This window comes from Chitinophaga niastensis, assembly GCF_003014755.1.
GTDB classification, from domain to species: Bacteria; Bacteroidota; Bacteroidia; order Chitinophagales; family Chitinophagaceae; genus Chitinophaga; species Chitinophaga niastensis.
The window spans coordinates 489,116-512,620 of sequence record NZ_PYAW01000003.1; the positions used below are offsets into that span (position 1 = coordinate 489,116).

At 43.0% G+C, this 23,505-nt stretch carries 22 protein-coding genes; 11 read left to right on the forward strand and 11 right to left on the reverse strand.

What is annotated here, in order from left to right; translation table 11 throughout:
• Nucleotides 1-69: 69 nt before the first annotated feature.
• Together CLV51_RS16590 and CLV51_RS16595 are read right to left on the reverse strand one after the other, a co-directional pair.
• Nucleotides 70-1,005: a FecR family protein gene (locus CLV51_RS16590; protein ID WP_106529177.1), complete on the reverse strand. Its 936-nt coding sequence runs from the start codon at nt 1,003-1,005 to the stop codon at nt 70-72.
• 96 nt (nt 1,006-1,101) lie between these two features.
• The gene (locus tag CLV51_RS16595; RefSeq protein ID WP_106529178.1) at nt 1,102-1,632 is read right to left on the reverse strand and encodes an RNA polymerase sigma factor; all 531 of its coding nucleotides are present in this window, start codon (nt 1,630-1,632) and stop codon (nt 1,102-1,104) included.
• 280 nt (nt 1,633-1,912) lie between these two features.
• Between CLV51_RS16595 and CLV51_RS16600 the strand changes: the two genes are divergently transcribed.
• On the forward strand, nt 1,913-3,223 hold the full coding sequence (locus CLV51_RS16600) for a sensor histidine kinase (protein ID WP_106529179.1): 1,311 nt from the start codon (nt 1,913-1,915) through the stop codon (nt 3,221-3,223).
• On the opposite strand, the gene CLV51_RS16605 is transcribed toward CLV51_RS16600, so the two are convergent.
• Complete coding sequence (locus CLV51_RS16605) at nt 3,224-5,632, reverse strand: ABC transporter permease (RefSeq protein WP_106529180.1); 2,409 nt, start codon at nt 5,630-5,632, stop codon at nt 3,224-3,226. It lies immediately after the preceding gene.
• A 258-nt stretch (nt 5,633-5,890) separates the two neighbouring features.
• Between CLV51_RS16605 and CLV51_RS16610 the strand changes: the two genes are divergently transcribed.
• A complete protein-coding gene (locus tag CLV51_RS16610; RefSeq protein WP_106529181.1) occupies nt 5,891-6,193 on the forward strand; it encodes a hypothetical protein in 303 nt (100 codons plus the stop codon).
• A 1-nt stretch (nt 6,194) separates the two neighbouring features.
• Here the strand turns inward: CLV51_RS16610 and CLV51_RS16615 are convergent, their stop codons facing one another.
• From CLV51_RS16615 to CLV51_RS16635, 6 genes are all read right to left on the reverse strand, one after another.
• On the reverse strand, nt 6,195-6,593 hold the full coding sequence (locus CLV51_RS16615; RefSeq protein ID WP_106529182.1) for a hypothetical protein: 399 nt from the start codon (nt 6,591-6,593) through the stop codon (nt 6,195-6,197).
• A gap of 112 nt (nt 6,594-6,705) precedes the next feature.
• Entirely contained in the window at nt 6,706-7,470 is a 765-nt protein-coding gene (locus tag CLV51_RS16620) for an SDR family oxidoreductase (protein WP_106529183.1), read from the reverse strand.
• A gap of 99 nt (nt 7,471-7,569) precedes the next feature.
• Entirely contained in the window at nt 7,570-8,577 is a 1,008-nt protein-coding gene (locus CLV51_RS16625; RefSeq protein ID WP_106529184.1) for an NAD-dependent epimerase/dehydratase family protein, read from the reverse strand.
• A 66-nt stretch (nt 8,578-8,643) separates the two neighbouring features.
• Entirely contained in the window at nt 8,644-9,225 is a 582-nt protein-coding gene (locus CLV51_RS16630) for a Crp/Fnr family transcriptional regulator (protein WP_211302029.1), read from the reverse strand.
• Between the two features lie 58 nt (nt 9,226-9,283).
• The gene (locus CLV51_RS29170; RefSeq protein ID WP_158267045.1) at nt 9,284-9,427 is read right to left on the reverse strand and encodes a hypothetical protein; all 144 of its coding nucleotides are present in this window, start codon (nt 9,425-9,427) and stop codon (nt 9,284-9,286) included.
• 181 nt (nt 9,428-9,608) lie between these two features.
• Complete coding sequence (locus CLV51_RS16635) at nt 9,609-10,241, reverse strand: helix-turn-helix transcriptional regulator (RefSeq protein WP_106529185.1); 633 nt, start codon at nt 10,239-10,241, stop codon at nt 9,609-9,611.
• Between the two features lie 45 nt (nt 10,242-10,286).
• On the opposite strand from CLV51_RS16635, the gene CLV51_RS16640 reads away from it, so the two are divergent.
• From CLV51_RS16640 to CLV51_RS16675, 8 genes are all read left to right on the forward strand, one after another.
• Nucleotides 10,287-10,997, forward strand: coding sequence for an NADPH-dependent FMN reductase (locus tag CLV51_RS16640; protein WP_211302030.1), 711 nt, complete (start codon nt 10,287-10,289; stop codon nt 10,995-10,997).
• Nucleotides 10,998-11,126: 129 nt separating this feature from the next.
• Complete coding sequence (locus tag CLV51_RS16645) at nt 11,127-12,869, forward strand: ABC transporter ATP-binding protein (protein ID WP_106529186.1); 1,743 nt, start codon at nt 11,127-11,129, stop codon at nt 12,867-12,869.
• The gene (locus CLV51_RS16650) at nt 12,853-14,613 is read left to right on the forward strand and encodes an ABC transporter ATP-binding protein (RefSeq protein ID WP_106529187.1); all 1,761 of its coding nucleotides are present in this window, start codon (nt 12,853-12,855) and stop codon (nt 14,611-14,613) included. The genes CLV51_RS16645 and CLV51_RS16650 overlap by 17 nt, the downstream gene beginning before the upstream one ends.
• A 45-nt stretch (nt 14,614-14,658) precedes the next feature.
• Nucleotides 14,659-14,871, forward strand: a complete 213-nt coding sequence (locus tag CLV51_RS16655; protein ID WP_106529188.1) for a hypothetical protein — start codon at nt 14,659-14,661, stop codon at nt 14,869-14,871.
• Between the two features lie 127 nt (nt 14,872-14,998).
• Nucleotides 14,999-15,583 (forward strand): TetR/AcrR family transcriptional regulator, encoded by a 585-nt coding sequence (locus CLV51_RS16660; protein ID WP_106529189.1) that lies wholly within the window; start codon nt 14,999-15,001, stop codon nt 15,581-15,583.
• Between the two features lie 46 nt (nt 15,584-15,629).
• Nucleotides 15,630-16,844 (forward strand): MFS transporter, encoded by a 1,215-nt coding sequence (locus CLV51_RS16665; protein WP_106529190.1) that lies wholly within the window; start codon nt 15,630-15,632, stop codon nt 16,842-16,844.
• A gap of 71 nt (nt 16,845-16,915) precedes the next feature.
• Nucleotides 16,916-17,713: a PhzF family phenazine biosynthesis protein gene (locus tag CLV51_RS16670; protein WP_106529191.1), complete on the forward strand. Its 798-nt coding sequence runs from the start codon at nt 16,916-16,918 to the stop codon at nt 17,711-17,713.
• Between the two features lie 4 nt (nt 17,714-17,717).
• The gene (locus tag CLV51_RS16675; RefSeq protein ID WP_158267046.1) at nt 17,718-18,842 is read left to right on the forward strand and encodes a serine hydrolase domain-containing protein; all 1,125 of its coding nucleotides are present in this window, start codon (nt 17,718-17,720) and stop codon (nt 18,840-18,842) included.
• Between the two features lie 135 nt (nt 18,843-18,977).
• Here the strand turns inward: CLV51_RS16675 and CLV51_RS16680 are convergent, their stop codons facing one another.
• Complete coding sequence (locus CLV51_RS16680; RefSeq protein WP_106529193.1) at nt 18,978-20,864, reverse strand: glycosyl hydrolase family 18 protein; 1,887 nt, start codon at nt 20,862-20,864, stop codon at nt 18,978-18,980.
• 549 nt (nt 20,865-21,413) lie between these two features.
• On the opposite strand from CLV51_RS16680, the gene CLV51_RS16685 reads away from it, so the two are divergent.
• Nucleotides 21,414-22,697 (forward strand): glycoside hydrolase family 99 protein, encoded by a 1,284-nt coding sequence (locus CLV51_RS16685; protein ID WP_106529194.1) that lies wholly within the window; start codon nt 21,414-21,416, stop codon nt 22,695-22,697.
• 29 nt (nt 22,698-22,726) lie between these two features.
• Here CLV51_RS16685 and CLV51_RS16690 read toward each other — a convergent pair whose 3' ends face one another.
• Nucleotides 22,727-23,122: a hypothetical protein gene (locus CLV51_RS16690; RefSeq protein WP_106529195.1), complete on the reverse strand. Its 396-nt coding sequence runs from the start codon at nt 23,120-23,122 to the stop codon at nt 22,727-22,729.
• Nucleotides 23,123-23,505 lie beyond the last annotated feature (383 nt).

Here is a 23,505-nt window from a genome sequence, read left to right on the forward strand (position 1 = left end):
AGAAATGAGAATCATGAGCTTGCATTTTATGTGAGTCATTCAGCAGCATTCGTTCGTGCGAATGCTGTTTTATTTTACATAGACGTGAATTTTGGTGTGTTGGTCCTTCGCTACTTTAAACCGGACATTACTTATTTTTTCTACAATCGTCAGCACCTGCTGCAAAGGTGTATTGGCATTAAAAGTGATTGTACGCAGGGAATCATCTTGCAGCGCATGTTTATCAAACTCAACACCATAGAGCATTTCCAGGCGTTCTAATACATTGGTCAGTGGTTCTTCACGTATTACAATACGGCCACTCATCCACTCATCGGCAAACTGCCCATCTTCATGTGTAGTAGTAAAAAGGTTACTGCGGCTATCAACCATTACCTGGTCTGCCGGCAGGAGCTGACAAAACTCCCGCTTCGCATTGCCCACACTCACTTTACCTGTCTTCACCGTTATCTTCAGCGCGTGCGACTGCTGGTATTTCAGGATATTAAAAGAAGTACCCAGTACTTTGGTGGTAATGCCATCCGACAGCACGCTGAAAGGACTGGCAGCATTGTGTTGTATATTAAAAAAGGCTTCTCCCTTTTGCAGGGAAACAATGCGATCTTTCACGCCAAAGTTGCTGCTATAGCTGATTTGAGAATTGGCATTGAGCATAACAACGGAACTATCGGGTAAGTATACACGCTTTTGTTCATGGATACCGGTACTGATATACGTAAGCTGCAGCGCCTTTTCAGCGCGGTTATGCAGGTGTCCTATTCCCCAGTACAACAATAGTATGGCGGCAGCGGCGCCTGAAACAGCATAGCTCCAGGTGAGCCACCGGCTCCGGCCGGCAGTTGCTGCCGGCTGCCCGGTATGCGCCAGGATAGATTGCATTAGCCGCTCTTTCGCCTCCTGCCGCTCTTCTGCAGAGGCAAAAGGCGTCTCTTTACTTTGTCCGCTTAACTGGTCAAAGAATGCTGCTATTTTCTTCTCCTGTTTATGCCGCTGTCTTCGCCCCATAATTTCCTTTGTGTGAATACAAAGACAACTGAACAGGTATTTTCTGATCAGATGAAATGTTCAATTAACATTTTCTTAACATTGCAGATACGCCTATTATTTTCGCAGGAGCCGCCGCCTTACATTATTGAGCTGGTTTCGGATGGTATGTTCGGAGAGCGATAAATGATCAGATATTTCTTTGATATTGAGGCCTTCCATCAGGTATAGTTTCGCGATCCGCCTCATTTTATCCGGCAGTACTTCCAGATGGTGTAACAGTCTTTTGGTATGCTCTTTTTTTTCGATGATGGTATCTTCTTCCGCAAGACTGCTGATGCTGTTTAGCAGCACCTGGTAATGCGCATGTTTCACCGCATTTGCTTTCAGGAAGTTGTAGATCCGGTTTTTCAGGCTTTTAAACAGGTAAGCTTTCACACTGCTTTCAATATTAATAGTATCGCGCTTATCCCATATGTGCAGGAATAGTTCCTGCAGTACATCTTCTACATGATCTTTATCGGGCAGGATCTTAAATGCGTAACCATATAGTTCTTCCCAATGGCGCGCATACAGCGCTGTAAAGCCTTCTATACTGTTAGCTTTAACCAGGTGAAACAGGGCAATGTCTGTTGAGTGGGCAGTCATATTTGTTTGGTGATCACGCCTGACGAAATTACTTTTATCCGCTTTGTATCTGTGTAACAAGTGTATTAATAAAACATTAATTCAATATGGCAGATCCTGGACTATATTGCGTAATATCACGTGGACATTGCTTTTCATAACGATTCGTAATTGCATTTTGGTTGCGCTGATTTATCGTTTTGAAAATTAATGAAATTGTAAGAAGAAAAACAAAAAATCTGATGATCAGTCAGTCAAACGCATCCGCAACCTGGTAACTTTTTTTGTGTAAATTCGTTCTATGTCAACAACCGAAATCCGGAATACCCTCAATTCTATGAAAAAACTGCTGCCATCTATTATCGGGGATCAACACCAGTTTACGCTGGAAAACCGCATATTCAACGCCATCGCTATGATGGCACTGCTGGTCATTGCAATCAACGTTCCATACAATTACATGACAGGACTTACTGTCACTGCATTGATCTTTTCTCTACTGGTCGTTGCTTTTGCCGGCATTTATTATTTATCAAGATTTAAAAAGAAGGTAAATCTCAGTATAGGCATCTCCGTGATCCTGATCAATGTAACATTTGCGATCAATTATTTTTTCAGCAGTGGTATCCAGGGAGCTTCCCTTCTCTCTTTTACACTTGCATTTTTCTTAACCATGCTGATCTCCCATTCCAAACAATATGCCTGGTGGATTTGCCTGAACCTGTTTACCGTATTGGGTATTATCAGCTATGAATACTACCATCCTGAAGCGGTACTCAATGTATATAAAACCCGGAAAGCTATTTTTGAAGATATCACGCCTACTTATATTACAGATGTAGTGGTTATTTTTATAGGCACCCTTTACCTGAAGAATGCTTATAATAAAGAGAAAAAGAGAGGAGAAGAAAAAGCGCTGCGCCTTGAAACCATGGATTCAGAAAAAAACAAACTTTTCTCCCTCCTGTCGCACGACTTACGTAATCCACTGGCTGCTATTCAGTCCTATCTGCAGTTACTGAATGATATAGAACTGGAACAAAAAGATAAAACACAGATTGAAACGGAGTTGCTATATGTGGTCAACAGCACACAGGAAATGCTGTATAATATCCTGATATGGTCTAAAACACAGATGGATGGCCTTTCGGTGAACCTTGTACCGGTAGATGTAGCCGCTGCTATTCAGCCTATTCTGAAAATAAACAAACTGGCGACCGCCAAAAAAGGGATTCAGCTGGATGCTAATATTGATGCCTCCATAAAGGCCATGGCAGATTTGAATATGTTGCAGCTGATTATACGTAATTTAGTGGGCAACGCCGCCAAATTCACGCCCGCAGGCGGATCTATCAATATTAAAACAATAAGATCCGGTAACAACTGTTTAATAGAAATTAAAGATAGCGGAGCCGGTATTGATCCGGACGGAATAGCAGATATCTTTTCTTTGAAAGTAAGATCCACCTTTGGTACGGAGAATGAAAAAGGTGTGGGCCTGGGACTTTTCCTCTGCAAGGAATATACCACCGCACAGCAGGGCCAGATATGGTTTGAAAGTACAAAAGGCCGTGGAAGCTCCTTTTATGTGTCGCTTCCACTGGCCAATTAATTATTCTGCTTTCAAACTGCTCACAGGATTAGCCATGGCGGCTTTAATAGCGCGGTAACTGATAGTTGCCATCGTAATTACAATAGCAATTAATGCTGCCAGTGCAAATACCGTCCAGCTGATCTGTACACGATAAGCAAAGTCCTGTAGCCATTTATTCATCATATACCAGGCAAGTGGTGTAGCAATTACAATAGCCAGGAATACAAGCTTCAGAAAATCTTTGGATAACAGGGCTACAATACCTGTTACAGAAGAACCCAATACTTTGCGGATACCAATTTCCTTGGTGCGTTGTTCTGCAGCATAAGTGATCAGTCCGAATATACCCAGGGAAGCAATGAAAATAGCCAGCACCGCAAAAGAGATAAAGATCTTACCTGTGCGTTGTTCTGCCTGGTACAACTTGTTGAAATCATCATCCATAAAGGAATACACAAATGGTTGTCCTTCCATCTTATCCTGTGATTCGTATTTACTTTTTATTTGTGCAATCAATCCCTGCAGGTTACTGGTATGAACGCGAAAAGCCATGCTATTACGATATTCACCCAGCCTGATTATCAACGGCGGTATTTTATTCCGAAGCGATCCTACATTAAAATCTTTCACAACACCAATAACCTTCAAAGGCTTCGAACCTTCATAGAGATATTTATTATCAAGGTCTTTGAAGCCCAACTGGTTTGCAGCGGTTTCATTAATCAGCAACGCAAAGGTATCGGAGGGCATCTGTGGCGAGAAGTTCCTGCCACTGGCCATTTGCATGCCCATGGTAGGAATAAAATCTGCGTCTACATACCAATCGTGCAATCCCATTACCTGACCGGCACTCCTGGCAGCATCTTTTGAATAGATGCTGGTATTCATGGCAATATCAGTAGGCAGGGAACCTGTCATAGTACCCGCTTCCACGCCTGGCAGCTGCAATACTTCATTTTTAAAAGGAAGGGCATGTATCCACAGCGAGGCTGTGTTTTGCAGCACCAATACCTGTTCACGGTTATAGCCTAATTTTTTATTACGGATATAACTCAACTGGTTATTGATCACCAATGTACCTACAATCAGCAAAATAGCAGAGGCAAACTGAAATACCACCAGACTGTTTCTTAGCCAGCTGCCCTTAAAACCGGTTGTTAGTCTGCCTTTCAATACTTTCATCGGTTCAAATCCGGAGAGGAAAAAGGCCGGATAACTACCTGCCAGCAAACCAACAACAATACCGATAACAAGTAATAGCGGCAATAACCAGGTAATAGCCGATAACTGAACGGTAATATGCTTACCGGATAACTGGTTTAAAAAAGGCAACAGCGCCAGCGCAATACCTATTGCCAGTACCAAAGCAAAAAGACTGGTCAGCATAGATTCCGACAGGAACTGCAATATCAATGAAGAACGTTGGGAGCCCAATACTTTCCGCACGCCCACTTCTTTGGAACGCCCGGCAGACCGTGCTGTAGAGAGGTTCATGAAATTCACACAGGCAATCAGCAGGATGATGATGCCTACTATAATAAAGATGTACACATATTGTACATTACCGGAAGGTTCTACTTCACTGGCCAACGGAGAATGTAAGTGAATTTTCGTTAACGGAATCGTTACATATCCAAAGTGGCCACCGCTTTTTTCCAGTTCTGCCAAGTTACTACCGGTCATGGCTTTTAGAGGTCCCTCCATATATTTCTTAGTGGCTTCTTTCAGGTAGCCGTTGAGCATCTGCTCAGTAGTACCCGGACGTAACAACACATAAGTGGCGTAATTATCGGCCATCCAGCTTGCATTGCGGCTGTCCTGCAGTTCAGAGATTGCCCGGATAAAATCAAAATGCAGATGTGCCTGATCGGGTACATCTTTTATCACGCCTGTAATTATATAGTTGTTGACATTATCTGTGATTAATGTTTTACCTACTACATCGGTGCTATTGAAATACTTAATCGCCATACGCTCAGATAGGACCATAGAATTAGGCTGCGTCAGCGCTGTTTTAGGATTACCGCTGATCATCGGCAGGGTAAACACATCAAATAAAGAAGAATCTGCAAAGCTGGCGTTCTGCTCTATCAGTGTAGTGGTGCCTTTCTTCACCAGTATTTTCCCCTGCTGTGTAAATCGCACGTAGTTTTCTACCTGCGGATAGTTCTGTACTAATACCGGCCCAAATTGTGAAGGCGCATATCTTTCAAGGAAAGCATTGCCATTCACCAGGAAATCTGCGTCTATACGATAGATACGGTCTGCTTTTTTGTTGTATTGATCATAGCTCAGTTCATCTGTTACAAATAAGGTAATCAGCAAACAGGTGGCTAAACCAATAGCCAGGCCCAAAATAGTGATGGCAGAAAAACCCTTATTCCTCCAAAGGTTGCGGAGTGCTATCTTTAAATAGTTCTTTAACATAGTAATGCGTATCAGCTTAAAACATCGGTCCTTTGATCACAAAGACACTTCGATATACTTTTGGTTGCGCCAAAAAAATGCCGGGATACAAAAAGACTAACAATCAACAGTTTATGTTTGTTATTATCGGTTTAAACGCCCGGTTTTGATACAGATAGTGTTCAATATCGGGCACCTGATAATTGTGTTAATAACATAAGGATACTTGCATCGTTTAAGTATTTCATTTAACTTCCATTTACTTAGCTACTATCCACTATGAATAAACGTATAATAGTATTTGTTATCTACCTGTTGTACAATCTGCTATACCTGTTGGCCGGCGCATACATCATCATTGTAACTGTCCTATATGCTGCGCTGATGCTGATCCCTCCGGCATTTATTTACTTAACGGGCATAATAGAAATAATACTGCTCATTTATGGCAGCACCTTAATTAATAATGCGTTTTTAAGAAAATTTGCGCAGGAGGAAAACCAGTGGCTAATCGTAAAATATACTACCTGGATATTCGCTATCCTGTTAATCCTGGGTGTTTCCTTCACTTTTTGGAATTAAATCATTTACCAATGCAATCTGCAGGTCTTGCCCTTAAAGCAGTCCATGTTTCATCAATGGAAGCACTGGCAATTACCTGCAAATCAACCAGCTCAAAGGCTGCCCAGACAGTTTCTCTTTTTATATCGCTTTTAATTTTTCCTGTGCCCTTTGGATAGCAGGCCCAGAACAGACAATCCGTTACACCATAACTGCTTACTTCTTTTATCAGTTTCTCCAGTTCCTTTTGTGTGGTAGCAAAAACCTGAACAAAATCATATGTTCCTTCTTTTTTCTTTACCGGCTTACTGTCGTATGAAACGCCTTCCAGCATTGTCACGTAGAAAGATGGCGCATTTACAATCAATGCGCTGCCGGCTTTGTGAAAATATAATTTCTTTAATACTATTTCGGAAGACATATATCTGTTATTATATCTTTATGAAGATACAAAAATCTGATCGCAGCAAAATAACAAAACGAAAGCCTGTCCTGATTTAGCGGGACAAGCTTTCGTTTTGTTATTTAATTTCTTACAGGTACATGCCACCGGAGGCTTCAATACGTTGCGCTGTAATCCAACGGGCTTCCTCCGTACATAAAAAGGCTACTATTCCGCCAATATCATCCGGTAAGCCGGTGCGTCCCAGCGCCGTTTGCGATTCGATGTGTTTTACAACATGTGGCGCATGTTCAAATACCGCTTTGGTAAAATCTGTCTGAATAATGCCCGGTGCTACCACATTGGCTGTAATACCACGTGGGCCTACTTCTTTGGCCAGGTATTTAGTAAACACCTCAATCGCACCTTTCATAGACGCATAGGCAGCATAACCGGGCGTTACAAAGCGGGCCAAACCTGTTGAGAGATTGATAATACGGCCATTATCCTTAATAAAAGGCAATGCTTGCTGTGTCAGAAAGTATACGCCTTTAAAATGTACCTGGTATAACTCATCAAACGCCTCTTCTGTTGTATCAGCAATGGCTGCATTGGCTTCAATGCCGGCATTGTTGATTAAAAAATCAAATTTATTGCTGCCTGTTTCTGCTGATAAATAACCTCCTACGGTTGTAAAAAAGGAACTGTAAGTTTTGCTGTCGCTTACATTCAGCAAAAAAGCGGCGGCCTTTTGTCCCAGTGCCTGAATTTGCGCTACCACCTCATCTGCTGCTGCTTTATTGCTATTGTAAGTGATAATGATATCATTTCCGTTTTTAGCAAGATGTAAAGCCATATTTTTGCCCAAACCACGGCTACCGCCGGTTATCAGTGCTATTTTATTCTTCGTTGTCATATTTGTATTTGTTTTTTTTAACGATACAAATCTCCAATAATAGCACCGGTTAGTTATGGTGATAGCTTAAGTATTAATGGTGAGTACTTAAGTATTTTGTTAAAACAGCCGTTCTTTGTTTGCCATAAGATATTGCATGGCGGCTATTACAGCCTGCCGCGGTGGTGTAGGGTTAAAGCCCAGCTCTTTTCTTGCTTTGCTGATATCAAAATTCTGTTGCAGTCCGGAAAACATGGCTACATCATTTACTGTCATTTGTGGAGCTTTGCCGGTAAACCTACTGACTGTTTCCATGAGCCAGGCAACTGTGAACAGTATACTTTTAGGTACAGCAGTGGGTTGCTTAATTTTCAGTTCAGGATATAGCTCTTTGGCCAGCAGTGTTGTTTCCTTTATACTCATGCACTTTTCGCTCGCCAGGATGTATCGCTCCCCGCTTCTCCCGTGGCTGGCTGCCAGGTACAAGCCTTCTGCTACGTCCTTTACATCTACCCAGTTTAAAGTAATATTTGTTTCTACAGGGATCGCTTTTTTCAGGATCAATGCGAGGATATTGTAAGAAACATTCAAAGGGCCGAAGGCTTCATTGCCAATCATGGCAGAAGGCATTACAGCAACCAGCTCTATATTATGTTTGGCGGCTAATTCAAAGGCCAGCCTTTCTCCGTCATTTTTAGAATTATAATACCAGTTTCTGCGATCAGGGTTATATCCATTACTTTCTTTTGCCGGCAGTGTAGCGTAATTCAGCGCAGCAATAGAGCTAACATAAACAATTCTCTTTACACCCGCCTCTTTGGCGGCTTCGATGCTGAGCTTTGTACCCTGCATGTTTACATCATATATTTCCTTCCGCTGATCTTTTGCCCAAAGCTTAAATGCAGCACCTACTGCATAAAAGGTTTCAACACCCTGTAATGCATTTATCAGGGATTTTTTATTCATGATATCTGCCTGTACCAGTTTACAGTCTAAGCCCTCAAACGGTTGTTTGTTGGCAATATTCCGTACAGATGCAGTAACAGGTATACCTTTTTCCAATAAATTTCTAACCAGGTTATTACCGAGATGTCCGTTTGCTCCTGTAACCAATGATAAACTTTTCATGTTATACTTCTTTTTCAGTGATAACACAAAAGTCCGCCAGCGCAGGCGCAATCTGCTTGACCTATGTTAAGAAATGATCTGCTTCCTGATTCTGCTCAGGCTTTCCGGCTTAATTCCGATAAAGGAAGCAATGTATTGCAGTGGAACATGTTGGATAATATCCGGATGAATAGCCAGCAGGTTGAGATAGCGCTGCTTTGCGGTAAGGGTCATGATATCTTTGGTGCGCTGCTCATTGTAAGCAAGTGCCTGTTCATAAATCAAACGTCCTGTTAATCCCCAGTTCGGGCATTCCTGGTATAAGGTGTCCAGGTCTTTTTTAGTAATACGCAGCAAATCACAATCAGTGATACACTGCACTACTTCCGGTGAATTTGTGCCGTTGATAAAGCTGTTAAAGGAAGTGATGAAACCAGGAGGGCAATTAATATGACTGGTAACTTCCAGTCCATCCTGCAAATAATAATTACGGATAAAACCCGAATTTATAAAGTAAAGATGTGTTGCGCGTTTATTATGCGCTACGAGTACAGTCCCTTTTGTAGTAGTAATATGCTCAAATAACCTGGTAGCCATGTTGAGATCATGTGCATCTGTTTTCACCAATTTACTTACCAGTTGCAAAAGCTTTGCATGAGCATTATCCATTATTATCAATCTTTCGTTTGTACTATTGTCAATATCCTGCGGCATTACACAGATGTCGTTATTGTTTGCCGGTGCCTTCCTTTTTTACACGCCTGCCACTCAGAGAGCTTTTCTTTCGTAAATAATACTTTCCACCCAGCTTATAAAAGCAGCAAATACCGATAGTACCTGTATAAGAAAACGAGCTACCCATCCTTGCCACGACAAAATAATATTTACACTTAAATTAAGGGATCTGCGGATCAAAGACAAACGCATTAACAATTCCTGGTATTACTGTATAAAAAAATTAACAAATGAGCGGGAATCCATGTGCTTTCCTTGTGCTTTCGTTCGATTATCATAGGGAGTAAAAGCGCACTTCTATAAGTATATATATGCTGTTATTCCCCCTGCGATATCTTATAAGCACATCTTCTGGCTCCTGCCATTATATGCTCGGTACGCGTTACACTTACATTTTTTCCCAGCACCGCGATAAATGTATCCAGCTCAGATTGACAAAACCGGGTACAACATTTGGCAGCAGCGTGAATGGGACAATGATTTTCTATCAGTAAAAAATCGTTGCCTTCTTTTATATATTCTGCCATATAACCTTCTTTGTTACGGATATCCGTTAATACCTTTATTCTGCTTTCCAGGTCTGTAAGGCCTTTCAGGTCTTCCTTATATTTATTGATACCGCTTTTTTCGTTGGCATCAAGAATACATTTTACCGCATCTGCACCCAGTGCTTCCCGCATAGAGTGCAGGAGCTTCAGCGTCAGTTCTTCATGTTTATCCGGGAACCTCGCATTGCCGGCATCGGTCAGCGCCCATATTTGCTGCGGCCTGCCACGACCCTTCGACTCCGTTGTAGCCTGCACCAATCCTTCATTTGCCAATTTCAACAATTGAAAACGCGCGCCCTCTGTGGTAATCTTCATCTCAGCAGCTATGATATTCAGCGGCTGCGGCCCCATCGTTTTCAGTATCCAAACGGCTCTTTCGTTGTCCGCAAAATTATTAATCATAATAAACAAAGTGTTTATTTGGTTTATTCATCAAAGATACTATCTTTGTCTCAATATCCGGTAGGTATCTCCGGCCATCATCCTTCTATCATCATCAGGTATAATACGCCTGCAGAAAACATATTTTTCGGCAGCAGGCATACTATTGCCTTTACTTTAAAATATCCATCACTAAAACTAAAAACTATGAAAGTAGCCATATTACTGGGCAGCATAAGAAAAGGCAGACAATCACATAAGATCGCCCATTATCTGCAAAATAAACTACAGGAAAAGGGCTTGACTGTAGATCTGATAGACCTCCTCGAAAATCCATTACCTATGCTGGAAGAACGTGTAGGAATGCATCCGGCGCTTCCTGAAGAAGTACAGCTGCTGAGCAACCGTTTACATGCAGCGGATGCGTTAATATTTGTAACGCCGGAATATCATGGCAGTTTCTCCGGTGTATTAAAAAACACACTGGATTATTTCAATAGTGAGTTTACTAAAAAACCAGTGGGTGTAGTAACGGTCAGTGCAGGTAAGATGGGTGGTATAAACGCTGCCAATCAGCTACAGCAGGTAATCCTGAGTATAGGCGCCTTTGCCCTCCCTACTAAGCTGTTGGTACCTGAAGTTTACGGTGCGTTTAATGATTCCTTTGAGCTCACCAGCGAATACACTATTAAATCAGCCAATAAATTTATAGCAGATTATTGCTGGTTAGCAGAGGCTATCTACCAGAAAAAACACCAGCTTTCATCTTCTTTATAAGTAATTGTTCCCTGAATAAATGCGGATTATATAATATCTTGCCGGACATTACAATATCTCGGAGTCCGTATCGTCATCAGGTAGGTATATTTTGAAAAACTACTACACCTACGAAAACATACTATTAACATGAAAAAGGAAGTGGGTATTAAAAAAAAGGAACCCGGCATCTTTAATCTGCTGGGGCCTTATATGGGCATGGTTACCCTGCTGATACTGCTGGCACTGTTCAGCAATGGCCTTAACCTCTGGTTACCAAAGATTATCGGGAATGGCATAGACGCATACAGTCATGGCACCTTTCAGCTTACGCCCATCCTGATAAAATTCACCGCTGCAGTAGTAGCCGTTTTGCTTTTTACTTATCTGCAAAATATCATACAGGTATATGTTTCAGAAAAAGTAGCGCGCAACCTGCGCACAAAAATTTCTGATAAAATATCCGGTCAAAGTTATGACTGGATAGAAAAAGCAAACCCATCGAGGTTATTAACAAACCTCACTGCCGATGTGGATTCCATCAAATTATTTGTGTCGATGGCAGTGGTATCGCTGGCGTCCTCTATATTTATCATTTTTGGTGCGAGCATCCTGTTAATCACCATTAACTGGAAGCTGGCACTGGCAGTGATTGCATCGCTCCCCATCATAGGAATTACTTTTTTCCTGGTATTAAGAAAAGTACGTGCATTGTTTATCAAAAGCCGGGAAATCATGGACTGGCTCAACAAAGTAATCAATGAAAGTATCCTGGGGGCGGCACTTATCCGGGTCATCAACTCACAACAACTGGAATACGCCAAATTCCTGGATGCCAATACCAGGGCCATGAATTTTGGTCTTTCTATTATCCGGCTTTTTGCAGGGCTTATCCCTGTCATTACTTTCACCGCTAACATGGCAGGCTTAACCATCCTGGTGCTGGGCGGTCATTTTGTAATTAACGGCAGCATGAGCCTCGGTGATTTTGCCGCATTCAACAGTTATTTATCGCTGCTCATCTTCCCCATACTGGTACTCGGTTTCATGAGCAACATCATTGCACAGGCTACTGCCTCTTACCAAAGAATCAGTGCGGTAATTAATATGCCCGATGCCATTGCTTCCGGCGATATTACAACACCAATAAGAGGTGATATCGACTTTAAGGACGTAACTGTCAACTACGGACAAAAACCCGTCTTAAAAAGTGTTTCTTTCTCTGTTAAAGCAGGCGCCAAGATTGCCGTCATAGGGCCTACGGCAGCGGGCAAAACACAATTGCTGTATCTGCTCACCGGATTAATAAAACCTACTACAGGCACCGTATCTATCGACGGGCACGCGGTAGAAGCATATAATAGTGAAGCTTTCCATAGCCAGGTGGGCTTTGTTTTTCAGGACAGTATCATGTTTAATATGAGTATCCGCGAGAACATCGCTTTCAACGATACCGTAACAGATGCCTCCCTGGAAAAAGCCATGGCTACGGCAGAATTGAAAGATTTTGTAACGGCCCTGCCGGAACAACTGGACACCATTGTTTCCGAACGCGGTACCAGTCTTTCAGGCGGACAAAAACAACGCATCATGCTGGCCCGCGCCCTGGCCATCAATCCGGAAATATTACTGCTGGATGATTTCACCGCAAGGGTAGATAGCAATACCGAAAGAAAAATACTGGCGAATGTACAGGAGAATTATCCGGGCATCACGCTCTTATCTGTAACGCAGAAAATTGCATCCGTTGAGCATTACGACCAGATCATCCTGCTCATGCAGGGAGAGGTTATTGCCAGTGGTACACATGCTGAATTGATGCATTCCAGCCCCGAGTACAATCAGATCTTTAATTCGCAACAAAGTACCAGCAACTATGAATTACAATCTTAATAAGTTTACGGGAAAGGAACAGAAAACGTCCAACTATTCCGCATTCAAAAATTTGCTGCAGCTTATTTCTCATGAAAAAAGAAATCTGGCGGTAGCACTCATAGCCATTCTGCTGAATTCAACGCTTAATCTGCTGGGCCCCTTTTTAATAGGGCATACCATCGATAAATATGTGCAGCATAAACAATACCACGGCGTACTGGTATTTGCCGGCATATTGCTGGGTATGTACCTGGTGGCGTTGTTCACCAGCTTTTTTCAAACAAAGCTCATGGGCGGTGTAGGACAACGTACCTTATTTACTTTACGCAATGCAGTATTTAGTAAGATACAACAGTTGCCGGTGGCCTTTTTTAACCAGAACAAAGCAGGTGATCTCATCTCGCGCGTCAACAACGACACCGATAAGCTGAACCAGTTTTTTTCACAGTCACTTATGCAGTTTATCGGCAACATTGCTACGATGGTAGGTGCTGGTATTTTTTTACTGCTGATCAATTATAAAATAGGTATCGCCGCCCTCGCCCCTGCTGTGTTGATTTTGATATTCACACGGGTATTATCTCCCTGGGTAAAAAGAAAAAATGCTGCCAACCTGAAAACCGTTGGTGGCATGAGTGCTGAAATACAGGAGAGCCTCAGTAATTTTAAAGTTATCATCGCTTTTAATCGCCGCGATTATTTCAGGAAACGGTTTGATGAAGCGAATGTTAAAAATTATAATAGCGCTATCGGCGCAGGACTCGCCAATAACGTCTTCTTACCTTTTTATGGTATGTGTGGCAGCATCGCACAGCTGCTGGTACTCACCGGCGGTATTTACCTGATTACACAAGGACAGTTCAGCATTGGATTGCTGGTGAGTTATTTAGCATATGCTACCTATTTCTATAATCCATTAAGACAATTAGCTACGCTGTGGGCCAACTTCCAGGTGGCCATGGCAGGATGGGACCGTATCTCTGAAATACTGGCACTCGAATCAGACCTGGTAACAATAGCAGCACCCAATACCGTTATAGCCCCGGCACTGCTGGAGTTCAGAGATGTACATTTCGGTTATCCCGAAGGCAGGGAAATCTTACATAATATCAGTCTTACCCTGGAACAGAGCAAAACTTATGCTTTGGTGGGCCCTACCGGGGGAGGTAAAACAACCACCGCCTCACTGATTGCGCGGTTATATGATCCCACCAAAGGCACTATCCTGCTGAATGGGAAAGACATACGCGCCTATGATGCCGCCGAACGTTCACAAAAAATTGGTTTCATTTTGCAGGAACCTTTCCTGTTTACCGGCACTGTAAAAGAAAATATTCTGTACGGCAATGAGCTGTACAAAGATTATTCTCACGAGCAATTAGCAGCCGTTATCAAAGAAGCCAATCTTGAAAAACTGCTGGCCATCTTTGAAAATGGCCTGGAAACGGGCGTAGTGTCCGGCGGCGATAGCGTAAGTCTTGGGCAGAAACAGCTGATCGCCTTTATGCGGGCCGTACTGCGAAAACCAGACATACTGATCCTCGATGAAGCCACCGCCAATATTGATACCATCACAGAACAGCTGCTGGGAGAGATATTAGAGAAGCTGCCGGCTAAAACCACACGGGTTATTATCGCCCACCGGTTAAATACTATTGAGAATGCAGATGAAATATTTTTTGTGAACTCAGGGGAGGTAACACGCGCCGGTTCGCTGCAGAATGCGATGGAGAAGCTATTACATGGCGTTAGGATGAGCTAGGTAAGAAACCACCCCAATCTGGGATTTTTTGGTTATATTCACCAAATGTCAAAATTCAAAGATGTAGTGGTAACGCTATCAAAGAAACATCCACAAACCACTGAACCGGTTCAGGCCGGGCATACGTTTGTCATTGGAGTTTTAGGGAAGAAAAAAGCTTTTTACGAGATCGAAACCGAGCAGTTAAATAAGCTCCATAATGATGATCTCCAGAAAGCGTTGTTCCACCTGCTCCATCCGCAAACGCCGCACCAATAGCGATCACTCGCAAAACAACTTATTAAATAAAAACGGGAACCTGCATTGATCGCAGGTTTTTTGTTTTTAGAAATGTTTTGTACTAAATGGTAAAGAACATATCTTTGGAGCATAAACAATCAGGAAAATGTCGGGCAGACCTAAAATATTTGATGACCAGGAAGTAATCGGCAAAGCAACAGAACTCTTCTGGCGACAAGGTTACGAAGCTACGTCTACAGAAGATTTGCTGGCCGCTATGGGCATCGGTAAAGGCAGTTTTTACCTGGCCTTCAAAGGAGGTAAAAAAGAACTGTATGAAAAAGTACTCGAACAATTCAATGAAAAAGCCATAACCCGGTCTAAGAAAGAACTGGCTGCCAGTAAGGATCCTATTGAATTTATCCGGAACTTCTTTCGCAGTATTGTTACCAGCCCAAAAAAGATACACCAGAAAGGCTGCTTCTTCGGTAACGCCATCGCAGAACTGTCTAATACAGATATATTGCTGATGCGAAAAGCTGCTAATCACCTGAAAGAACTGGAAGAACTTTTTCATGATGCGCTTACCATTGCACAAAAAAACGGACAGCTGAAAAATCAGCAGGACCCCGCACTGCTGGCACGCACCCTGCTCAGCAACTGGAACGGGCTCGGTATCACCCGGAGAATATACCCCGATAATGAAATCCTGTCTGAACTAATTGAAATGCAATTGAAAATACTCGAATAATTTTTTTATCTAATTATGTACTGTTTGGTACACTATATGAAACGATATGATCGGAGAAATAATAACAAAAGAAGAAAAACAGGTACCAACATCATTATCATCTTCCACCGCATTACTTTTTGCCATTGCCTGCGGACTGGCAGTAGCCAACATATATTACGCACAACCCCTGCTCAATACAATGGGTGCGGAAATAGGCATCCGGCCGGGTTCCGTTGGCATAATCGTTACCGTTACACAAATAGGTTATGCCCTGGGACTACTGCTGCTCGTGCCATTAGGTGATCTGCTGAACCGCCGGAAGCTGATCATCACACAGTTATTACTGGTAGTAGCAGCCTTGCTGGTGGTGGCACTGGCATCTTCACACACAATTCTTTTTACAGGCATTGCAGCAGTGGGGTTACTGGCAGTAGTCACCCAGGTATTGGTTGCCTATGCCGCAGCATTGGCAGCACCGACAGAACGTGGCCGCATCGTAGGACTGGTGACCAGCGGTGTAGTACTCGGCATTTTACTGGCACGTACCGTCTCCGGTACATTGGCCGATCTGGCCGGATGGCGCTCGGTATATTTATTCTCAGCAACATTGATGTTGCTGACAGCCGTTATCTTATCCCGCGTACTACCCCGGGAAGACCACCAAAAGGCAACAGCTACCTATGCGCAATTGCTGGCATCCGTTTTCCTGCTTTTTGTGCAGGAACGGGTATTGCGTATCCGCGCCATCATTGCCATGTTCATTTTCGCTTCCTTTAGTGTACTATGGACATCGCTGGTATTACCACTTAGCGCACCTCCTTATTCCTTCTCCCATACCATAACAGGTTTGTTTGGCCTGATTGGTGTGGCAGGTGCCCTGGGCGCTGCAAAAGCCGGCCGGCTGGCCGATCGTGGCCGCGGACAATGGACTACCGGTATAGCGTTGACACTACTTTTGTTTTCATGGTTACCGCTCAGTTTCACTGCGCACTCCCTGTTGTCATTGATAGCAGGTATTATTATACTTGACTTTGCGGTACAGGCGGTACACGTTACCAACCAAAGTATGATCTACAGTGTACGCCCGGAATCCCGTAACAGGCTGGTAGCAGAGTACATGCTCTTTTACTCCGTAGGCAGTGGTGCAGGCAGTATTGCAGCTACAACTGTTTATGCTTGGAGCGGCTGGACAGGTGTATGTGTTTTAGGTGCCTCCATCAGTGCACTGGGTTTAATTTTCTGGGCATTAACAATAAGGTACATCCCACGAAATATTTAGTCTGTACATTAAGTTTGTCCTGCAAAAAACAATATATTTACCTGCACAAGTTGAAACAAAAACATGTTGTGATGCAGCACATACCCATTTACCAGGTCGACGCTTTTACAGATACACTTTTTCATGGAAATCCTGCAGCCGTATGCCTTTTGGAGGCATGGCTGCCAACTCCTGTCCTGCAGCAAATTGCCGCAGAAAACTATTTACCGGAAACCGCCTTTTTCATTCCCACTAACAAAGCAGGGCACTATGACCTCAGATGGTTTACACCGGAAATTGAAATGGACCTATGCGGACACGCTACCATGGCTGCAGCACATGTACTGTTCTATCACCTGGGATGGGATATGCATTCCATTACTTTTCATACACAAAGCGGACCACTCAATGTCACTAAAAACAACGATATACTGACCCTTGATTTTCCGTCGAGGCCACCGGAAGAAGCCATCCTGCCACCTGTTATCCTGAAAGGAATAGATGTATACCCTTTGAGCGTTTATAAAGCAAGAGACTATATACTCGTATACCAAAGTGAAGATATTATCCGGAATATGGTACCCAATCAGGCCATTATCAACCAGGTAAACCTGGATCCCGGCGGTATTATTGTTACTGCAAAAGGAAATGAGGTAGATTTTGTGTCGCGTTACTTTACGCCACAGGCAAGCATTTTCGAAGATCCTGTAACTGGTTCCTCGCATTGTTCCCTGATACCATTCTGGAGCAAACAGTTAGGAAAAAAAGAAATGGTTGCATTACAAGTATCTCCCAGAACAGGAAAATTGTACTGCCAGGATGCTGGCGACAGGGTACTCATTGGTGGTACCTGCAAGACTTACCTGGAAGGAAAGATTTTTGTACCTTAATGAGATGAAATATTTCTGTTTGCTGTTTTGGAGCCTGTTCCTCTGTATCACCACCACCGCCCAAACCCAGGACCCTGCGCTTCTACAGGTAGATAACCCCGTAAAAGCATTTATGCGGCAATATCATGTACCGGGCATGTCTGTAGCTATTACACGCAACGGCAAACTGGTATATGCGCACAGCTACGGGTACGCAGACACGACGCAACATACGCCCGTTAATAATAGCAACTTATTCCGTATTGCCAGTGTATCTAAATCTATAACGGCAACGGCTATACTTAAACTCACAGAAGAGAAAAAATTATCGCTGGACGACCATGTATTTGGTCCCGGTGGCATACTTGGGGCTGAATATAGTTTACCATCAAACCAACCCAACGTAGCACAAATCACCGTCCGTGAGCTATTACAACATACTGGCGGCGGCTGGACCAACGACGATACAGATCCTATGTTCAGCCATCCAAAAATGACTGCCAATGAATTGATTGCATGGACGCTGGATCATCAGCCATTGCTGCACACACCAGGCACGGTATACGCCTATTCTAATTTTGGATATTGTATACTGGGAAGAGTGATAGAAAAAATTACAGGAATGACCTATGAGCAGTATGTAAAAACAGCCATCCTGCAACCTTGTGGTATCAGTACCATGCAAACAGGCGGCAATACACTGGATGAAAGAAAACCAAACGAAGTAATATATTATGGCCAGCAAGGCCAACAGCCTTATAGCTATAATATTGCCCGCATGGATGCTCATGGCGGATGGATTGCCACCGCTACTGATCTGGCCCGCTTCCTGGTACATATAGATGGGTTTCCTTCCCCGCCTGATATACTCACTGCAACCTCCATTACCGCCATGACCACCCCGTCTGCGGCTAACCCTAACTATGCATTGGGATGGCTGGTAAATGTATACCACAACTGGTGGCATTCCGGCTCCCTGCCCGGAACAGCCAGCGAAATAATACGTGCACACAACGGGTTTAACTGGGTTATCCTTTGTAATACACGCACGGATAAAAGCTTCTTTAATGATATGGATGCACTTATCTGGAAAGCGGTTAATGATTCCACCACACAATGGCCGGATACAAATCTGTTTATGACTAAATAACGTTCATGTATAAACGAAATTTACTTATAATACCAGTGCAGCAAAAGAAGGTTTTTTTATCTGCCCAGCTGACACAAAAAAGGAGAGCGATACAAATACAAACAACGCAATTGTTTTCATAACGATCATTAAATTTTAATCTATGGCAGCCGCCCAGTGTATAGCGTTTCCTAAAAGGATACCATAATTTTTATTTGTTAATAACGATGCATCATGTCCTACTCCTATGTATACAGCTCTCGGAAATTTTTGGTTGGTCCAGATGATCGGATGATCCCCCATTGGCTTATTTTGTTTGTAGGTAGATTCATCTGCGGTAGCCAATACATGCACATTTTTACGCGGACTTTTATCAAACTCATACCATTCGTCAGCGATCTCAAATTTTTCCGGTAAATCTTTGGTGATAGGGTGTTGCCGGTCTTCTATCAACAGCGTAGCACGTTGATACTTTGGATGAGGAGAATAAACAACGCCCCCCATAAAGTCTTCAAACCATTGCCAGTTTTGTCTTCCGGCGGCATAGAAATAACCACCTGTTAAGCCGGCTGCGTGAATACCTACATAGCCATTGCCCTGTGTAATATATTGCTGCAATGCCTGCTGCTGCACAGCAGACATATCAAACGGTGCCAGCTGCAACTGGATAAATACCCTGTAGTTGCGCAGGTTGGCGGTATTAATGCGACTGGTATCATCCGTAATATCTGCTATAAAATTATTTGCAGCGGCCATTTGCTGCAGAAAAGGGGTGGCAGCGGCAATCATTGCCAGGTGATCCTTAGCTTTGGAAGTAAGTACCAGTACCTTGAAGGGCCGCGGTGGTACTCCTCTCAGCGAAGTATTGATCTGATCCAACAGGTATTCCTTTTCATCAGAAAAATATTCCCAGAACATGACACCTGCCATTTTATTAGCAGTTACATAAGCACATTTATTTTGCACAGACCATTCATCATCGTAGGTAATAAATTCTTTTGTTGCAGGATTGAATAAGTAAGGCGCTTTTGCCACCTCATCTCTATAAGCATAAAAACCATTGTAATTTACAAGGCTGTCTTTTGTATACGTATAACCTTTACCGAAAGACTGCGACACAATCTTACCTCCCAGCCCGTTACCACTGGTGTCCGCCATTTTGAAGCGGCGACCGTAAAAGGCAATACCCATCACCAGTTTATTCACCGGCACACCTGCCGCTACATAAGCCTTCACCGCTTTATCTGCCGACTTCCCCGATGGATTGACCGCAGAAGTATAAAGGTTAGTATGATGATCCGCTATTTTATCTGAATAAAAATCATAGGTCATGAGATTGATGTAATCCAGGTATTGCTGTGCCTTACCCATCTCAGTAGTTTCCAGGAAACCTACAAAGCCGCCTACTGCTGTAGTCAGCAGCTTCTGACGATGTGTTTCGCGTTGCAGTTTATCTAATTCCGCGCGTAGCGCAGCAAACATCAATGTAAAATTTTGTTTGTCCTCCGGGCGATATACATTCCCGTCTTCACCAGGTCTGGCGGGATATTCCCAGTCTATATCCACCCCATCCAATCCGTATTTACGGATGATATCCACAGCACTGACAGCAAATGCTTTGCGCGAAGTATCCGTTAACACCGCATCAGAAAAATTTGCACTCCACGACCAGCCACCCACCGAAATAAGGATCTTTAAATCGGGGTTCTTCTCTTTTAATTTATTTAACAAACGCAGATTGACGGTATCTGTATTTTCATTACTCAGCACCGCCCGGTTATGCAATACATTTACAAAAGCATAATTAATATGCGTAAGCTTCTGCGCAGCAATTTGCGTCACATTCACTAATCCACGGTAACCACCTACATAGCCAATAATGACCGGCTTTCCCGGTTCTTTAGCCTTCTGCTGGAATGCGTAAAGCGCAGGGGTAGCAAATAAAGCCGGTAATAGTAGCATGCATAAATAAGCACCTCCCTTTTTAAGTAAATAATGCAAATGCTCCATGATATCTTTTCTTTTGGAATATTTTTTAAGCATATTAGATTTTTAATCTCAACTTTCTTTTTTCCAGGAAACCCACTGTGATAATGAGTATAAGCGCCACCGCAAAAGAGCGGATGATGCCACCAATACCTCTATTGAACCACTGCAGATAATTAAAATGTACCGGGCTGAAAACAGCATACAGCAAATAAGGCATCAGGTAACAGGGGTGGCCATCTTTAACCTGTTACACCGTGGAGATGCCACCCCAGACAGGTAGCAGCGTATAAGATACATTGTTCTTTTCAAACTTTTATGAAAACGTTTGCAATAAAGTAATCATATGACGAAAGCCGGAGCTGTTGTTATCCCATTTTCAAATATTAATGCCACTAATCACAAAATTAATCCGGCAATTAAGGTTTTATTACCCCTTCTGTTAGTGCTCCAACACTTACTTGCATGCAGCATCCGGACATATGGCCGGATACAATAACAAAGGTGAATGCAAAACCTTGGAGAATCCGGTCATTTCCGGATTCTCTTTTTTAAACAACGCATGCCTGCTGATTTAAAAAATCGGCGTTAAAAAAAGATGCCCGTATGAAAAAAATTACCGTTTTACTTTTTGCGATGCTCCTAATGATGGCCGGTAGTGCTGTTAAGGTAAATGCCCAGTTAAAGCATAGCCGGCAAACACAATATCCATCTTATCATGGTCTTATTATGGCAGGTTACCAGGGTTGGTTCCGGGCTGCTGGTGATGGCTCATCAGCCAAACGTTTCGCCTATGGCGACGAAAGCCGCAGTGGCATTGACATGTGGCCAGATGTAAGTGAATATGCAAAAACATATCCTACTCCTTTTAAATTGGCTAACGGAGATACCGCACGTTTTTTCAGCTCCTGTGATAAAAGCACTGTTGAGCTGCATTTCAAATGGATGCAGGAATACGGCGTAGACGGTGTATTTATGCAACGTTTCTTTGGTAATGCCAAACACAGAGACAGCGCCTCCACGGTAATCCTGAAAAATGCATTTGAAGCAGCATCCAAATATAAACGGGCAATTGCCGTGATGTACGACCTGTCCGGGTTAAACGCTTCCGGTGAGGACTGTTCTGCCATTATTGAAGACTGGAAATACCTGGTGGATCAGTTAAAAGTAACCAATCAATCCGGGCAAAAAACCTACTTGCAGGAACATGGTAAACCAGTGGTGGCCATTTGGGGCATTGGTTTTCCTGATCGCCCGTATAACCTCCGCAACATAGGGCTGGAGCGATTAATAGACTTCCTCAAAAATGATCCGGTATATGGTAACTGTGCGATAATGTTGGGTGTACCTACTGCCTGGCGCACACTTAATGCCGATTGCCTGCCCGACCCCTATTTACATACCATCATCAAACAGGCCGACATCCTGCTGCCCTGGACGGTGCAGCGCTATTCTCCGCTCCTGCACAATGATATGGACCGCTACCGCGACAATCTCACAGCTGATCTGGCCTGGTGCCGGGCCAATCACCTGGAATATGTTCCCTGTGTATATCCTGGATTCAGCTGGCATAACCTGAGCCGCTACGAATTCCTGGATGATGTGAAGCCGGTGGCTTCTATTCCACGGCAAGGTGGCCGGTTTTACTGGCAACAAATCACTACTGCACTCAATGCAGGTGCCAGCATGCTTTATGTAGCTATGTTTGATGAAGTAAATGAGGCTACGGCTATCTTTAAGGCTACAGATCAGCCGCCGGTAAGCAGCACTACGCCTTTTATTAATTTAGATGGCAGGCCATCAGACCATTATCTATGGTTAACCGGCGAAGCAGCAAAGATGTTGCGTAATGAGAAACCGCTTAGTATAAAAATGCCGGAACGGAAATAATAGGTATATTATTCCGGCACAAAAGCGTGTTATACATGTTTTGGCTGCACATTCAGCTGATTGGCTTCTTTTGACAGGAGATATGAACCAACCACATAGGAGGCAATTCCCACTACTATAAATAAAATAATAGTGAAAATAATTTTCCGGGAATAGTACCTGCTGGTGGCAGAACGGTTTACCACAATTTCCTCTATTTCAAGCCAGGCAACTGTTGGATCTTCTTTAGCATAATGAGGGTCCAACTGTCCGGCTTTAATTAGACCCTGATACATTTCCGCAATTGATTTTGCGTTAGGAATAATATCCATCAATGCAATCAGTTCTTCTGTTTCATCTTCAAATTCATTTTTTTCCAGCAAAACTATTTCCGGCGATGGTATCTGCAATACCTTATCTAAAATAATTTTTAAATAATTCTTCATAATAATACTTGCATGGCTACTTAATATATTGGATATATGGATACAATACTCTTTCCGCAAGAGTTATATAACACTATAGATTGGGCTGCAGAAAATTGCTGCAGATTTTTTTGGCAGGCCACAGTAGTAGGGTACAATCGGCTATAGATCTTCAAAAACTCACACCTTGTAAAGGTATCGGTCTAAGCTACATACGAAGCAGACCATTGGTATAGATTTCTTCCGGGAAAAATTAATCATTATACCTGACCTCGCTTTAATTTTTCTAATCTGTTACAGGGAAACTTTAAAGCGTTTTAATGCAGGCATCTTCATAAAAATGTCTGTTGGGAATACGTACATTATATTATGCATCGGTATTTTTCTCACTTTTTTTACACTAT

What these genes read in the sequence shown, in the direction of transcription:
- CLV51_RS16650 (WP_106529187.1), top strand. Translation starts at nt 12,853, where the DNA reads ATGAATTACAATCTTAATAAGTTTACGGGAAAGGAACAGAAAACGTCC.
- CLV51_RS16590 (WP_106529177.1), bottom strand. Translation starts at nt 1,005, where the DNA reads ATGGGGCGAAGACAGCGGCATAAACAGGAGAAGAAAATAGCAGCATTC.
- CLV51_RS16690 (WP_106529195.1), bottom strand. Translation starts at nt 23,122, where the DNA reads ATGAAGAATTATTTAAAAATTATTTTAGATAAGGTATTGCAGATACCA.
- CLV51_RS16595 (WP_106529178.1), bottom strand. Translation starts at nt 1,632, where the DNA reads ATGACTGCCCACTCAACAGACATTGCCCTGTTTCACCTGGTTAAAGCT.
- CLV51_RS16655 (WP_106529188.1), top strand. Translation starts at nt 14,659, where the DNA reads ATGTCAAAATTCAAAGATGTAGTGGTAACGCTATCAAAGAAACATCCA.
- CLV51_RS16630 (WP_211302029.1), bottom strand. Translation starts at nt 9,225, where the DNA reads ATGGATAATGCTCATGCAAAGCTTTTGCAACTGGTAAGTAAATTGGTG.
- CLV51_RS16605 (WP_106529180.1), bottom strand. Translation starts at nt 5,632, where the DNA reads ATGTTAAAGAACTATTTAAAGATAGCACTCCGCAACCTTTGGAGGAAT.
- CLV51_RS16625 (WP_106529184.1), bottom strand. Translation starts at nt 8,577, where the DNA reads ATGAAAAGTTTATCATTGGTTACAGGAGCAAACGGACATCTCGGTAAT.
- CLV51_RS16685 (WP_106529194.1), top strand. Translation starts at nt 21,414, where the DNA reads ATGAAAAAAATTACCGTTTTACTTTTTGCGATGCTCCTAATGATGGCC.
- CLV51_RS16635 (WP_106529185.1), bottom strand. Translation starts at nt 10,241, where the DNA reads ATGATTAATAATTTTGCGGACAACGAAAGAGCCGTTTGGATACTGAAA.
- CLV51_RS16600 (WP_106529179.1), top strand. Translation starts at nt 1,913, where the DNA reads ATGTCAACAACCGAAATCCGGAATACCCTCAATTCTATGAAAAAACTG.
- CLV51_RS16670 (WP_106529191.1), top strand. Translation starts at nt 16,916, where the DNA reads ATGCAGCACATACCCATTTACCAGGTCGACGCTTTTACAGATACACTT.
- CLV51_RS16610 (WP_106529181.1), top strand. Translation starts at nt 5,891, where the DNA reads ATGAATAAACGTATAATAGTATTTGTTATCTACCTGTTGTACAATCTG.
- CLV51_RS16680 (WP_106529193.1), bottom strand. Translation starts at nt 20,864, where the DNA reads ATGCTTAAAAAATATTCCAAAAGAAAAGATATCATGGAGCATTTGCAT.
- CLV51_RS16665 (WP_106529190.1), top strand. Translation starts at nt 15,630, where the DNA reads ATGATCGGAGAAATAATAACAAAAGAAGAAAAACAGGTACCAACATCA.
- CLV51_RS16620 (WP_106529183.1), bottom strand. Translation starts at nt 7,470, where the DNA reads ATGACAACGAAGAATAAAATAGCACTGATAACCGGCGGTAGCCGTGGT.
- CLV51_RS16675 (WP_158267046.1), top strand. Translation starts at nt 17,718, where the DNA reads ATGAAATATTTCTGTTTGCTGTTTTGGAGCCTGTTCCTCTGTATCACC.
- CLV51_RS16615 (WP_106529182.1), bottom strand. Translation starts at nt 6,593, where the DNA reads ATGTCTTCCGAAATAGTATTAAAGAAATTATATTTTCACAAAGCCGGC.
- CLV51_RS16645 (WP_106529186.1), top strand. Translation starts at nt 11,127, where the DNA reads ATGAAAAAGGAAGTGGGTATTAAAAAAAAGGAACCCGGCATCTTTAAT.
- CLV51_RS16660 (WP_106529189.1), top strand. Translation starts at nt 14,999, where the DNA reads ATGTCGGGCAGACCTAAAATATTTGATGACCAGGAAGTAATCGGCAAA.